This is a genomic window from Pedobacter fastidiosus, from assembly GCF_014306625.1.
Taxonomy (GTDB): Bacteria; Bacteroidota; Bacteroidia; order Sphingobacteriales; family Sphingobacteriaceae; genus Pedobacter; species Pedobacter fastidiosus.
In genome coordinates, this window is sequence record NZ_JACRYL010000041.1 from 1 (window position 1) to 12,783 (window position 12,783).

The following is a 12,783-nucleotide window of genomic DNA, read 5'->3' on the forward strand; positions in this document are numbered from 1 at the left end:
AACCTTATCAAATTAACTCGGCTAAGGGGAACTTTTTAGATTGGCGAAGAGGGGTCAATTTGAAGCGGTTTATCCAGTATATCACTGACAAAGAGTATTTTGGCAAGTTGTTCTGATATGTAGCCTTTGTCTGCGAAAAGCTTACCAAATACCGCTTTCAAGAAATTTTCGTTTTTCAGTGGCTGTCTATCACCAACATTTGCTTGGGTAATGGCAAAGTTTAAGATTTCCCCTTTATCATTGATCACAATGTGCAGCTTGAAGCCATAAAACCAGCCCATCGTTGATTTTCCAACCTCTGCAATTCCCCTGAATACCTTGTTTCGTTTTACACGCTTGTTATTGCATACCCTGATTGGGGTAGAATCTACAAAGGAAATACCCGTACAATGACCCAGGCAACAGGTTTTCAAAAAGATTGTCATTGGCATCAGCACGCTTTGACTGAGCTCAACAAAACGGCTATAGGATACTGTATTTGGGAATTCTGATCGCATATGTTTCTGGAGATAGAATAGATAGAAATGCTTAAAGCATCTGAAACCACTCAAATGAAGAGTAGGCAAACAGAAATTATTTCGCTCTTGGACATCAGCGCAGGTCGTTTTGAGGGCTTACTGGAGATTTCGGGGGGCTTGACCACGACATTTCGGAAAAATAAGACAGCTCATTTCAGGCTAAATTGACCAGGTTAATATTATAAAAGTTAAATAGTTATAAAAAAGTTGAAGGAACTCTTGCCTGGTCAATCCGCTACGGAATCATATGGTCAATGCTTCCGAAATCTCCACCCTATACGCGTGCATCCACTTTTTATTTCCCTTAAGGCTGGGAAAGCGGTGGAGGAGTTGAAAATGGAGAACAACAGTTTACTCTGGACTACACCACCTGGCTAAGTAAAAAAACACGTCTTTAGCAAATCTCAGCCTGCAGGAGGCTGGAGGCCACAAGAGTTGGCGATTTACATAGCCTTTTGACCCAAAGCGCTTAATAGCGCCACATTTCCGACCTCTTCAAGTGGAGGCGTAAAAGCTTGAGGAGACACTGATCAATCTATATAGACTACCTGTACATCTTCAAGTACTTTTTGAGCTCACATCTGGCCTGGTGGATATAGGTTTTTACAGTGCCAAGGGGAATAGAAAGCTCTAAAGCAATTTCCTCATATCTATAACCCTCGAAATATCTCTGGAATGCGGTCCTATATGCCGGCCTTAGGGCATTCATCGCTTTGCCAATGTCTTCAATAGCAAACTTGATCTCCCCACCGTTTCTGGAAGAGGAGTGCAACAGATTCGGGCTTGCAACATCCTCGTCAGAAATCACCTCGCTCCTGCGCTTAGATTTGGCAAAGCTGTTGTAAAAAGTATTTTTCATGATAACATAAAGCCATCCTTTGAGATTCGTGCCGTTTTCAAAACGGTCGCAGAACCGTACCCCTTGATAAGTGTATCCTGGAGAAGATCCTTTGCATCGTCCTCATCTTTGGTAAACTTCAGCGCATGCGAATACAGTTGTGGCTGTAGTGCCTCTGTCGCCTGGGTAAAATCTAACTGATTCATAGCAATATTTTTTTTAATATTCCTCGGCTACTTTTACAATTGGACCATAACATTATAAACTACAAAAAAATGTTCGCGCTATTTGGTTTTTGTTTTCATCGAATTCGGTATGGAGCAGGCATGATATCTTAAGAAGAATTCCAAACGGGATTAATCATTCAACATTGTAAAGCCTATATTTGCGGGTCTGCCCGAAACGGGGCTGAATGGTAAATGGACATCCCACTTCAACGACATACTACCGGGCAGGAAAGCATCAAAATACTTCATCTGTACCCTATTCAAATACTTTGCGTTAAAGTAACCAAAAGCCAAAGAAATCTGGCTAATGGTTGTCAAAATGTTTATCTGAATTATCAAACTCGGGAGATTTTATCATCAGTTGAGTTTGTGGTGTCCTTTTTCTGAATTAAGTTCTGCTATATCCTATCAAGGTTTCGTCGGCTTTTTTGCGACGCTTCGGGATGTTGTTCAAAATTGATTATCATTTCTCACAATGAAATTTGTTAGAGTAAGGGACGCATCAACACAAGACAAACCTAGAACATCCATTTGCAAACGCAAAAAACCTATTCATCAAAGGAGTGCTGAAATATCCTCTTTTATTCCAAAAATCAGGTTTATAAAAACCAAAATCGATGTTATTTGTTCAGCTATAAAATCTAAAGAAATTGTCCCTTCAATCTATATCAAAAACACGTTGGAGTGTTACGCCCAACCAGATTACCGTATATCCTTATGGCCTGTCCTACATTTTAGCAGTCGTCATCGCCATTATTTTTGCAACAGGTTACCTCGTTTATGTTTACTATCTGCAACACTCCCTGTCCTCCTCCTCGCCGGTGCTAATCGTGCTTGTTGCGGTATTGGTCCTTTTGGTAGCCTGGGCAGGGACATCCGTGGAATTTGATGTTAGCAATGGCGTAATGAGAAAAAAACTTTTCGGACTGCTTCCAGTTTACGCTGTACCTTTTTCCCGCATTTACGGAATCAATCCTGTTTCCAATATGATGGGAGGCTATAAATATTGTCTCTTTAAAAAAGAGAACCGTTACGGCAAGGGCATGTTGGTTTCCTGTTCTTATGGCAGGAACGATGATCCCAATGCAATTGCATTTGTTGATGAGGTGATTAACCCCATACATCGCCTGCTCGAAGCGTATGATGGACCAGAAGATTTTAAGCCCCAGATGATCGGGGATTACAGGTTTTTTAATGTGGAGGGCGCTTCTTATACCATAAGGAAAAATAAGGTTGCCAACGTCCTTTTTGGCCTTACTTTGTTGGGCATTGGCATTCATGAACTCACCCCACAGGCATGGCTGGGTGATGGTATGAGCTTGGGCAGGGTATGTTTCTTTCTATTTACATTTATTGGGGGACCTGCAATTGCACTGGCCGGCCTTTCCCGGGTCACCCTAGAAAGGAGCTCCCGACTGCTGACCCGAAAAAACCCTATCGGACTGGGCAATAAAACCTATTCATTTGATGATTTTAATGGGATCCAGACGGTCAGAAAATCTACCAACTTTATCTACACCGGTACCGATGTCCAGGTGTACTTTGTAATACCACAGACCCAAAAACAGGAAGTGATCGTGCTTCAAAGCTTCTTCAGCCCAAAAAACGTCGAACGGTTCATTGCTGAGCTAAACAGCATTATTCTATAAGCTGGGCAGACTTCTTTATTCGATATATCCCTAAATACACACCAAAATTCCAATCATGATCAAGATACCATCTAAATTACTATTACCAATACTGTTTATTGCCACATCTTCCTTAACAAGCAGCGCACAGGAAGACGCACGTGTAAAAATTATGCTCAGCGTTTCCCACAATGGAAAATCAATTACAGTTCCACTGAACAGTGTGTCAACTTCAGTATCCAGATATTATGATGATGTGGTATCAGTTCCCGCAAGTAAGAGCAACAAGGATTCTATAGCAGTTAAGCCTGCCCTGGTGGGAAGTGCCTACAAGGCTGGGGTCATCTACCTAAATCTAGATGTAAAGAACCTGCCCGATGAAATGCTCAAGCTCATGGCGGGAAGGAAAAGCATTTTCGATGGAACCATAACCATCACCGATAGTTATGGAAAACTGCCCACCAGAACCATCAAGTTTTTTAAGGCATCCCTTTATAGTTTTTCGGATCAATACTCATCAGCCTATTATGCAGATTCAATAGGAAACGTTGCGGTCTCACTCAGCTGCAGCTCGCTATCGATTAACGGGGTCTTGATCGAACAATAAAATAATCAAAATGCGCTACATTATTCCCCTTATTGCCCTAATGACTATCCACACCGATAGTTATTCCCAGGTTAAGCCCATACGAAAAGGCTGGCATTCCCTGAGCATCCAGTGGCTTCTCTTTAACAAAACCAGTCTGGGGAAGGTTTACATCTCAGAGATCGGGGACCGGGAATATAGCATTGAGGGAAAGCAGCGGGATCCAAAGACGGAAGATTATGTTACCATTAAGGGAACCTTTCTCAATAGGGGAAATTTGCTAAAGTTTAACGGTACGATCATCTCAAAAATCAATGGCAACAATGGAGGACAGCCCTGCGAGCTCACCGGGCTTAATTTATTTAAGTCCAGTGGAAAAAGAAAATACTGGAGGCTACAGCACATGTTGAACTGCGACGGACAGACCACCGATTACATCGATATTTATTTCTGATCATAATGAGCTTTTAACAATAACAATTGACATCAAACCAAATGCTATGAAAAACAAAACATTTTTTGCCCTATTGCTCCTTATGACCACTATTGTATCCTTAGTTGGCTGCAAGAAAAAAACGCCAGAAGAACCTGCACCAATTGCCAATTGCGAAACCACATACCAGTTTCTGTTTGGGGATGCCACATCAACGAATGAGCGGACTTCTGCAGTTTACGAAAACGGCCAGCTTAAAGCTTTGGAGTCATCCAGTTTTAATTTTTCGTATGAATATGCCCAGGATAAGATCAACATAACAGCCGCTGGAAAGCCTTACTATAGGATCGACATTGCCAGTTCTCTGGCAACAAGGCTAACAGACTTAACAAATTCCACCGAACAGCGGTTTAGCTATGATGGGAGCCGAAATCTGATCAAGATTGAGTTCTACTTTAATGGTGGCTTAGTGGACACCAAAGTGCTGAGCTACAGCAATGGTAATCTTTCAACGGTGACCCAGACATTTACAGGTACTCCAGGTGCCAAAAGAGTAACCACTTATAGCTATTTCCCAGAAACTGCGGGAAGAGTAGACACTGAAACACGCCATTTGGTTTTTGGGGATGCTGACCCAACAATTCCGCTTTTTTTATTGGGAACGGCTTCCAGCAATGTTCTAAAGGAATCTCACTACACCAATACATCTGATAATTTTCGTTCTGATGTTGTAAAGGTATATACCTATACAAGGGGAAGTAACAACATTGCCAACAGAATTGTGGAGAACAGTCATACCGTAACGGTGGGCAATGGCATACAGACACAGGATGAAACGTTTAAACGAACAGTCCTGGTCAACTCAACCTGCAATTAATAACATCAAGACAGTTCTGCATCAAGTTTGCCTGGCTTTACCGCCAGGCGCATCTGACAACCGAACTTCTTATCAAAGCTCCAAACCCTCAGAGATAAAAAAAAGCATCCAACCCCCCACTTTTCTTCAGAAAGGAAATCTACAGCCACATCTATTCTAAATTCAGTAAGCAAAAATAAGGGGCAACCAGATAGAGGTTTACCCCTTATTTAGTCTAACCAAAATTGAATAAGTAAGAAAACCACTAATTACTCCTTTCAATCAACGTTTACAACTGTATCAATATGGAAAAGTTTAAAAAAAAGAAAAAATTTTTCTATTCCTGCCCATCCTTTCCTAACTGATCGACGAATTACCTCTATTGACATTATCTCGGGGTGATGAAAAAACAGCGCCCTATACTTCCCATAACAAACGGGCTCAAAATCGAGAAGAAACTCAAAAGAATACATTCCATGGAGACAGGAATTTTAAATAGGGTTAGTTATTCAAACATTTGATGATTTATTAAGATAATAGAGTTCAGATTTTTACCCAGCAGAGAAAGCCTATACTAGATTCAATAATCCGGATGTTCATTCCAATACTATCTCAAATCAAATCAGCATAAAAAAAGGGATCACAAAATCCCCTGATCTGCAAAAGAATAATAACCATTATCCCATGTGATGATTATGTGGTCAAAAACCTCAATGCCCAGCAGACTGCCCCCTTCCTTGATCTTCCCGGTCATATCGATATCCGCCCGACTCGGCAGTTTATTGCCAGAGGGATGATTGTGGGCGAGCACAATCCCCCTGGCATTGGCCAGCAGCGCGGTTACGAATATCAGCCTCTGATCAATGGAAACAGCAGCACACCCACCCGAGGCATACCAGAAATTCCCAGAATCCGAAGATCCGTACTCAGCAGGACAATCTTGAACTCCTCCCGAAGCGACAGGTGATCCGGGTTCCAGCTATCCTTCAAAATCGAGTACAGCTCCATACTGCTGCTGGCCATCGGGCAGTCAGAGATCCTGAAACCCGGCCTATAGGCAATTTCGATCTCGCAGATGTCCGAGAGCTGTTTCTGGTGCAGTTGATAATTTTCCATATTTCCTTTCTTTTTATGCACCCCGGAAAATAAAGGACGGCAATTTGTCAATGGCGGTTTCTTCAACCGTTCATGTACCATTGAAAAATTAAAAGCCGCCCATTATAGGTTTGCATAAAAAAAGAATAAAATGTGGAGAAAAATAAGCCGGTAGCCGATCAACAAAATCCTACATCCAGTCAAAGTTTAACCCGCCCTTCTGTAACGGCAAACTCCTGGACAGCTGTTCCTGCAAAGACAATGTGCGGTATATAGCAGAGCAAAAAATTTGAGCAACACCTGCTGCTGAAAAGAGAGATATATTATCGGCACCCAAATACTTGATCAAATCATCCGACCTAACCCCAAATCAGTTCCCAATCCTGAACACACCTAACTCAAAACTTCTGTCAGGGAAGGCAGCGGCATCCTTTTGGAACAAAAGTTACAGCGGACGGCCCGGCCCGAAGCGGACAGCCAAAAAAAATGTTCAAGATAAGATATAGAACACCAGAACCTAAATATACTTTCCAACCTATTTATTATCTGAAACTCTTGCCACCCAGATCTACAAACCTTGCCCTTTTTGGTTCCAAAGCACTTCTACTCCTCCCTCTCGCAGTGCTGCCTCAGCTGCTTGGGGCCCTGGGCCAGATAAAAGAAGAACTTGCCCCATCAGCCTGTTCAGCGCAGCGGGAATCCACCTCGGATACGCAGACTGATTTATCGGGTCCAGAGAAATTCTATAATGGGATCAATAGGCCCCAGATGGGCCAGAATACCCCAAAAGACAGCCCCATCGAAACTGCCTTAGACTTGTACACAACAAACGGAGGATAAATTTATAAGCTTTAGCCAGATTGAGCAAAACAATTTGTCATTCAGTTGTTTTAGATTGATACACACCAAGACCCAGCCCAGACTTCCATGCCCGCTACTCCAGCTAAAGTTGTTATCAATGGTATCCTCATCCCCGTACTGAGCAGTTTCCGATATGGCCAGCAGCTCCACGAACAGCGCTTTTTTGAACTTGCATTCCCCCAGCCCCCGGTCGGCGCTGCGCTGTCCTTCACCAACGGCGACCAGAAAAGCTATGCACATCTGCCCATCTCGCTCCAGTTCGAAGGTAGATCTGGAAAAACGAAATCCGTCAGCGGGACCATTGTAAATCTGGAATATATCAGTGTCGCCGGACAGCGCCCGGAAGTGTTCATCACCGGCACCATGTACCAGCCCTCCGGTCAGATTTCCAGATTCACGCTGTTTCTGATTTCCCTACTGGCGCTTCCCTTTCTGTTTTTGGGAATGCTGGGCCTATATGTCTCCCATCTGGACAGTTCGCTGATAGAGCAGTCGGGCAGGGTGAGGTCTTTTCGGGACCTGATGGGAAGGGGTACGCACCATTACACTTTCAGTATCTCGCCCAGCCGAGCAGTTTTTGACCGGGCATACCACACCCCCATGTTCAGCACCGCGCAGCATAACATCAATGCCCTGTCAAGGGGACCGGATGGCAGTTATAGAACGGACACGACCGGACAGCTGGTAGACTATTATGTTTTTGCCAGCGATCTGTCCAGACTGAACGATCCGAGGGCAAAAGTCGATTTCTTTTATCTCAGATCCGGTCAACAGCGGTACGATAGAAATGAATATTACTATGACGTACTGGTGTATGCCACCGGCCAGACCTGGTTTTATTTCGCCTGGACCACCTACCTTTTGATGGAAGTATCCTGTTTTGCCTCCGCTTGGTACTGCTATAAGATGTACGCGCTTGATCAGCAGAAAAATAACAGGCTCATCTGGTCCCTCTGCCTCCTTGCCGCCGCAGTACTTAATGTAGCCATATTATTATTGATGCTGTAGTCCCAAATTGTGAGAAAAATTTGTACAGGCTATGCTATACGACTGGCGTAGAGAGACTTCTGATCGGGAAGACAGAAGAGATTGGAAAATTTGGCAATAAAAGCTAAAGATAGAACCCACTATTTGGCCTACCGCCATCAGCCTGATTTAACCTTCCCTTTAAGCAAAAACCGCTCATGACCCGCAAAGTCATGGGCGCTTTACAAAAGGCTCACCCGGCAAACAATACGGGACTGAACCCTTATCTGTTCATATGAAGTACCGGGTCGTTTTTCTGGGCCAGCGGATCAATTGCTACATTTTCTCCCGCAGCCATCAGCCATTTTCCATTCTGTCTGACATAAACCAGAAGTGCAATATCATCACTCCCGGGGATCTCCTATCCGTCGGGCGTAGTAAAGGCACTCACAAAACTTTTGAAATGCACAATTGCAGTTGTGGGACTGATGAGCCTCACCGAAACCCCCTTGTTGGTCATCGTGGTATTCCTGAACATGTTGGTGTGGTAAAACTGTGTTGAATATTCCACTTCTTTTAAGTTCTTCCACCACATCCCTACGATATTTACCCAGCTGCAGTCCTGGGTACAGTAGTTCTTCATATCGCTGTGATCGTGCCTGTTCCAGCTGCTGACCATTGCATCGACCTGTTTTTCAATGGCTCTGATTTCGGCCGTTTCGCTCTGGGCATCTGCGGATAAAACCGTCAACAGCATCCCCAATAAGACAAGAATCTTTTTCATGTTTTTTTTCTTCAAAGATATCTCCTCAATACTCCCCAGAAATAGTACAAAAGCGACAACCTAGATCCGCATATGTTCCTGTAGCAGCGCAGGTGCAAGAAGTATCTGTCTGTTGAGCTCGCCGGGCAGTACCTGCGTAAATGCCCTGAAGTCCCGGATGAGGTGCATCTGGTCGTAATAACCGCTTGCATGGGCAATATCCGTCCAGCTCAGGCCCGGACTGCGTTCCTTCAGCCTATAGGCACTGGAAAAACGGAACAGCCTGGAGAATAGTTTTGGAGAATAGCCCATCATCTCCTTCGAGCGGCGCTCGTACTGCCTCAGGCTCAGACAGGAGATCGAGGCGGCCTCGTCTATCGACAGCCCCCTCTGCAGCTGCGCACGCATGGCACCTTCCCATGGCATGGGCGCTGAATAGGGGAGTTTTTTCAGCAGAAAATCCTCCACTATGGTCTTCATTTCCACCGCAGTCTGCCCCCTTTGAAGCTGCTCATTCACATCGTCAATCCCGCGGCCGAGCAAAAGGGCTGCATCAATAGCCTCGTCATAAAGCTCGTGCATGGGCATACCCAGTAGCCTATGCATACCACCCGGCAGGAATGCCACAGATACAATAACATGGTGAATGCCCATCGAGATATTGACCTGGCTTACCTGCGGACCGATAATGACGCTTGGGGGAAGGACGTGGAGAATACCCTTGCGATCACGGGAAATGACGGGATCTCTGGGGTAAAAATGAATGGCATGCTGGGGCGTTGGCGGAAATGGGCAGAAACCGGATAGCCTATTGGACATTTTTGCCTCTACCACCATAATATGGCTGACACAGTTCTGTAGCGCGTTATGTGGTGCGAAGAATGAGGGGGTCATATTCATCCCATGAATATAGGGAAAAATTTAAACAGCAGGACTATCTCTATGAACAGTGATTTGTTAGGTTCCGTGAACAATGCCAGCCGGCATTTACCCATCGAGATTCATCTTTGGGTTATACCGTGAATAAATAGTTTGGAGATTATACCGAGCAGGCAAGCCTATGATAGGCAAAAATCGGACCCAGCGATAAAAATATAATTCGATAAGCATCTGTCACATTGCAGCTTCCACCTAAACCCATCTACGGATCGAAAAATATCCCGGAACTGCCCGAGCGGGTTAATCCTGCATCTCTGTCCTTAAGCCCAAACAAAAGGCAACGCCTTTGTAGGGACTCAAAATGCAGGAATGGCTTTTTTTTGTTTCGGAATATTATTGAGACGGAAAGCACATCGGTCAATGTCATAACAGAAGCTAACAAATAAAGCTTTCTTTTTCGCAAAATCCACGATGACCTGGACCGTTCAGCGATAAACCATTAAGCCTACTTCCGCTTATCCGATGAGTTTTCACTGACAAATGCCTCAAAGGCAATCTCAAATTCGGATTTTTCCAGATAGACCACCCCAACGCCCTTTGGAAGCGCTCCAATTTTCGTAAAAAGAACCAGATTTCTCTCCCTCAGATCAATCTCACAGGTATTGAGCAGCTCCCGAAACTTTTCCGGATTGAGTTTCAGGACCCTGAAATAGACTTCCTCATCAGGATATGGGGCTTTAGTCATTGCAGTAACCCTCTCCGACCTGATAGGAACCCCTGCTTTTCATAGCAACCACCTCGCCGCTCTCCAGATACAGTTTGTAAAGAGGCTGGCCGTTCGCGGGCGAGGTTTCGGTACTGATCATAGAAATCTTTCCACAGAACTTTTTTTTGCAGCCACTCAGCGCAACAGCGCCAAGGACCATTAAATAGAGTATTGTTCTCATAGCTATCGACCGAGGAGCAACAACAGTTCCATTTTCACAAAATACACCAGAAAGTTGTAGTATTTATACTATATCATCAAACATTTCTGTGCTCGTGATAAAAAATGATACTTGCTCCAGAGCGGATCTTGGAACCTCAGCGTCGAAGCACTCAATACACTGGTCTTGGGCCTTTGGATTCCATGAGTAGTGCAGTATGGTGCAATCGGATCTCCAGGTACTGTCTATTCGGATCCCGAACAGTTTGGTGATTTTAGCAACTTGTAAATGATACACGAATAGACCAAACCATTCTTCCGGGGTAGTGTTACCAATAGAATAGACAACAGGTTGGGGCGGGCACGGATGTGGGCGCACTTTCTTTTGGTCCAAAATGGAATCATCCGGACTCCCTGTCGCCAAATCGCCTGGCCAGGCACTTTAAAGGTTATGAAGTTCTGCCCATGAGCGGTATCACTGATCTGGTCAGCTAATGGAAATGGGTAAATCGGCACCATCCGGATAAGTATGAAAAAAATCCATCCTTATATCGATTGCAGGGAGATTGAGCACTATTGAGAAAATTTGGATATGTTTGCCCCTGATAACAAAGATAACATACCTTTAGAAACCGCATCCCTTTCAAGCCCTATGAAACACCTCGAAGAGACAAAAAAACTACTCCACAAATCCAGTTACTTTTACATTATCACTGCGGGCATGGACGGGAACTATTCGTATGTAAACCAGCATTATGCAGACCAGTTTGCTTATGTCCACAAAAAACTTGAGGGCCAGCCCTACCACATCACCATGCACCCCGATGACTGTGAAACCTGCAGGGAAGTTTCAGAAAAATGCTTCGCAAACCCGGGAATACTTTTTCCCGCAACCATCCGCAAGCACGACGGAAAGGGAGGCTACCTGTATACACAATGGGAATATCGGGCGATGTTTGATGAGGATGGAACGCCGGCCGGAATTTTTTGTCTGGGCTATAACATAACCGAATTTGTCGCCGACAGACTGCTCCTGAACGGGGCCAGAAATGAGATCCGGGAAAAAGCAGGCCTGCTCAACAAGGTAGCCTTTCAACAGTCCCATCTCATCAGGGCTCCACTGACCAATATCCTGTCCCTTGCGGCCATTCTGGAAAAACGCACAGACGACAAACAGCTGCTTTCCCTCTGCCATATGATCCTGGACAATGCTTTAAGGCTGGATAGGGAAATAAAGGGAATGGTCGGGGACATCAGCAGTGCGCAATAATATTGAAAAACCCTACCCTTAAGCGGGTCAGTCGGGCTTCTGTGATCCAATGAACTTTGTGCGTTTGCCCCTATTTTCACAAATATTCCTACAGGTCCAAAACAAGATCAGTGGGGTATTTGTTGTCAAAAGTGATCAGGCATGCTTTTAAGGCCCCTCCAATTTACCTCTTTCTTACACCTATATTTCTGTTACGACATGGATTACAAAATTATGATCATAGATGATGATGACACAGCACTTTTCCTTCATGAAACTATTCTTGGGGACTGCGGTACAACCCGGCTTCCCGAAAGTTTCAATAGCGCCCAATCTGCGCTGGAGTATTTAAACCGGGCCGAAAACCAGGCTGCGCAATACCTGATCCTTCTGGACATCAATATGCCCGTTATGAACGGTTGGGAATTCCTTGATGCCCTTGAGACGGCTACCGCCAACAGGAACATTCAGGTGGTTATGGTTACTTCGTCCATTGAGGAAAGGGATAAAAAAAGGGCATTGTCAAAAAATCTGGTGACCGACTTTCTGATCAAGCCCCTGACAGAGCAGCAACTGGGCGTGCTGAAACAGTATGAGCATCTGCAGCCCTTTTTCGAATGACCTTCACCGGTTTTCCCAATTCAACTGACCGGGACTCAGGACAACCAGAATATAACAGGCTAATCTTTGACCGATGCCGAACATGGAGTATTACTGCGGAATAAATCCCATAGACCTTTCTGGGATTTCAGTTAAGTTTTCCAATGATCCAGTCACCGGGCAGCACCCAAATTTTACCGGATTACAATAGCAACCTCAATCGTACCGCCATTACCTGCCAAACGGTACATATAACTTGCAAGCCTTCTATATTTGTTGATGTGACGTCCCCCCGAAAAACTTGGCCATTCTAAAGTAGAAAAATCGGGCAATTATTGATAACTTAAAACAAATAATTG

At 44.5% G+C, this 12,783-nt stretch carries 16 protein-coding genes and 1 pseudogene; 8 read left to right on the forward strand and 9 right to left on the reverse strand.

Going from position 1 to position 12,783, the window contains the following annotated elements:
- Positions 1 to 77: 77 nt before the first annotated feature.
- From H7U22_RS22515 to H7U22_RS22525, 4 genes and pseudogenes are all read right to left on the reverse strand, one after another.
- A pseudogene (locus H7U22_RS22515) lies at positions 78 to 625 on the reverse strand (IS982 family transposase); the annotation flags it as partial.
- Between the two features lie 437 nt (positions 626 to 1,062).
- On the reverse strand, positions 1,063 to 1,377 hold the full coding sequence (locus H7U22_RS23445; RefSeq protein ID WP_317173025.1) for an RNA polymerase sigma factor: 315 nt from the start codon (positions 1,375 to 1,377) through the stop codon (positions 1,063 to 1,065).
- Positions 1,374 to 1,562 carry an RNA polymerase sigma factor gene (locus H7U22_RS23450; protein WP_317173026.1) on the reverse strand — a complete coding sequence of 63 codons (189 nt, stop codon included), beginning with the start codon at positions 1,560 to 1,562 and terminating at the stop codon, positions 1,374 to 1,376. Before H7U22_RS23450 ends, H7U22_RS23445 begins: the two co-directional genes overlap by 4 nt.
- Before the next feature lie 150 nt (positions 1,563 to 1,712).
- Positions 1,713 to 1,922 carry a hypothetical protein gene (locus H7U22_RS22525; RefSeq protein ID WP_187073596.1) on the reverse strand — a complete coding sequence of 70 codons (210 nt, stop codon included), beginning with the start codon at positions 1,920 to 1,922 and terminating at the stop codon, positions 1,713 to 1,715.
- Positions 1,923 to 2,233: 311 nt separating this feature from the next.
- Here H7U22_RS22525 and H7U22_RS22530 point away from each other — a divergent pair, with 311 nt between their 5' ends.
- Genes H7U22_RS22530 through H7U22_RS22545 form a run of 4 tightly spaced genes read left to right on the forward strand, consistent with a single transcriptional unit; the run spans position 2,234 to position 5,107 of the window.
- On the forward strand, positions 2,234 to 3,232 hold the full coding sequence (locus H7U22_RS22530; protein WP_187073597.1) for a hypothetical protein: 999 nt from the start codon (positions 2,234 to 2,236) through the stop codon (positions 3,230 to 3,232).
- Positions 3,233 to 3,287: 55 nt separating this feature from the next.
- Positions 3,288 to 3,818 carry a hypothetical protein gene (locus tag H7U22_RS22535; protein ID WP_248284837.1) on the forward strand — a complete coding sequence of 177 codons (531 nt, stop codon included), beginning with the start codon at positions 3,288 to 3,290 and terminating at the stop codon, positions 3,816 to 3,818.
- A gap of 10 nt (positions 3,819 to 3,828) precedes the next feature.
- Entirely contained in the window at positions 3,829 to 4,251 is a 423-nt protein-coding gene (locus H7U22_RS22540) for a hypothetical protein (RefSeq protein ID WP_187073598.1), read from the forward strand.
- A gap of 46 nt (positions 4,252 to 4,297) precedes the next feature.
- Positions 4,298 to 5,107, forward strand: coding sequence for a hypothetical protein (locus H7U22_RS22545; protein ID WP_187073599.1), 810 nt, complete (start codon positions 4,298 to 4,300; stop codon positions 5,105 to 5,107).
- A gap of 619 nt (positions 5,108 to 5,726) precedes the next feature.
- On the opposite strand, the gene H7U22_RS23250 is transcribed toward H7U22_RS22545, so the two are convergent.
- The gene (locus H7U22_RS23250; RefSeq protein ID WP_317173028.1) at positions 5,727 to 5,951 is read right to left on the reverse strand and encodes a JAB domain-containing protein; all 225 of its coding nucleotides are present in this window, start codon (positions 5,949 to 5,951) and stop codon (positions 5,727 to 5,729) included.
- Entirely contained in the window at positions 5,936 to 6,202 is a 267-nt protein-coding gene (locus tag H7U22_RS23255; RefSeq protein ID WP_248284838.1) for a hypothetical protein, read from the reverse strand. Before H7U22_RS23255 ends, H7U22_RS23250 begins: the two co-directional genes overlap by 16 nt.
- Positions 6,203 to 6,667: 465 nt before the next feature.
- On the opposite strand from H7U22_RS23255, the gene H7U22_RS22555 reads away from it, so the two are divergent.
- Both H7U22_RS22555 and H7U22_RS22560 read left to right on the forward strand, forming a co-directional pair.
- Positions 6,668 to 7,021 carry a hypothetical protein gene (locus H7U22_RS22555; RefSeq protein ID WP_187073600.1) on the forward strand — a complete coding sequence of 118 codons (354 nt, stop codon included), beginning with the start codon at positions 6,668 to 6,670 and terminating at the stop codon, positions 7,019 to 7,021.
- A gap of 87 nt (positions 7,022 to 7,108) precedes the next feature.
- The gene (locus H7U22_RS22560) at positions 7,109 to 8,050 is read left to right on the forward strand and encodes a hypothetical protein (protein WP_187073601.1); all 942 of its coding nucleotides are present in this window, start codon (positions 7,109 to 7,111) and stop codon (positions 8,048 to 8,050) included.
- 379 nt (positions 8,051 to 8,429) lie between these two features.
- Here the strand turns inward: H7U22_RS22560 and H7U22_RS22565 are convergent, their stop codons facing one another.
- The 3 genes from H7U22_RS22565 to H7U22_RS22575 all read right to left on the reverse strand — a co-directional run bounded on the left by H7U22_RS22565 (position 8,430) and on the right by H7U22_RS22575 (position 10,395).
- The gene (locus tag H7U22_RS22565) at positions 8,430 to 8,792 is read right to left on the reverse strand and encodes an SgcJ/EcaC family oxidoreductase (RefSeq protein WP_187073602.1); all 363 of its coding nucleotides are present in this window, start codon (positions 8,790 to 8,792) and stop codon (positions 8,430 to 8,432) included.
- Between the two features lie 60 nt (positions 8,793 to 8,852).
- Positions 8,853 to 9,671: a helix-turn-helix domain-containing protein gene (locus H7U22_RS22570; RefSeq protein WP_317173027.1), complete on the reverse strand. Its 819-nt coding sequence runs from the start codon at positions 9,669 to 9,671 to the stop codon at positions 8,853 to 8,855.
- A gap of 484 nt (positions 9,672 to 10,155) precedes the next feature.
- A complete protein-coding gene (locus H7U22_RS22575) occupies positions 10,156 to 10,395 on the reverse strand; it encodes a hypothetical protein (protein ID WP_187073604.1) in 240 nt (79 codons plus the stop codon).
- A gap of 832 nt (positions 10,396 to 11,227) precedes the next feature.
- Here H7U22_RS22575 and H7U22_RS22580 point away from each other — a divergent pair.
- A complete protein-coding gene (locus tag H7U22_RS22580; RefSeq protein WP_187073605.1) occupies positions 11,228 to 11,845 on the forward strand; it encodes a PAS domain-containing protein in 618 nt (205 codons plus the stop codon).
- A 213-nt stretch (positions 11,846 to 12,058) separates the two neighbouring features.
- Entirely contained in the window at positions 12,059 to 12,445 is a 387-nt protein-coding gene (locus H7U22_RS22585) for a response regulator (protein WP_187073606.1), read from the forward strand.
- Positions 12,446 to 12,783 lie beyond the last annotated feature (338 nt).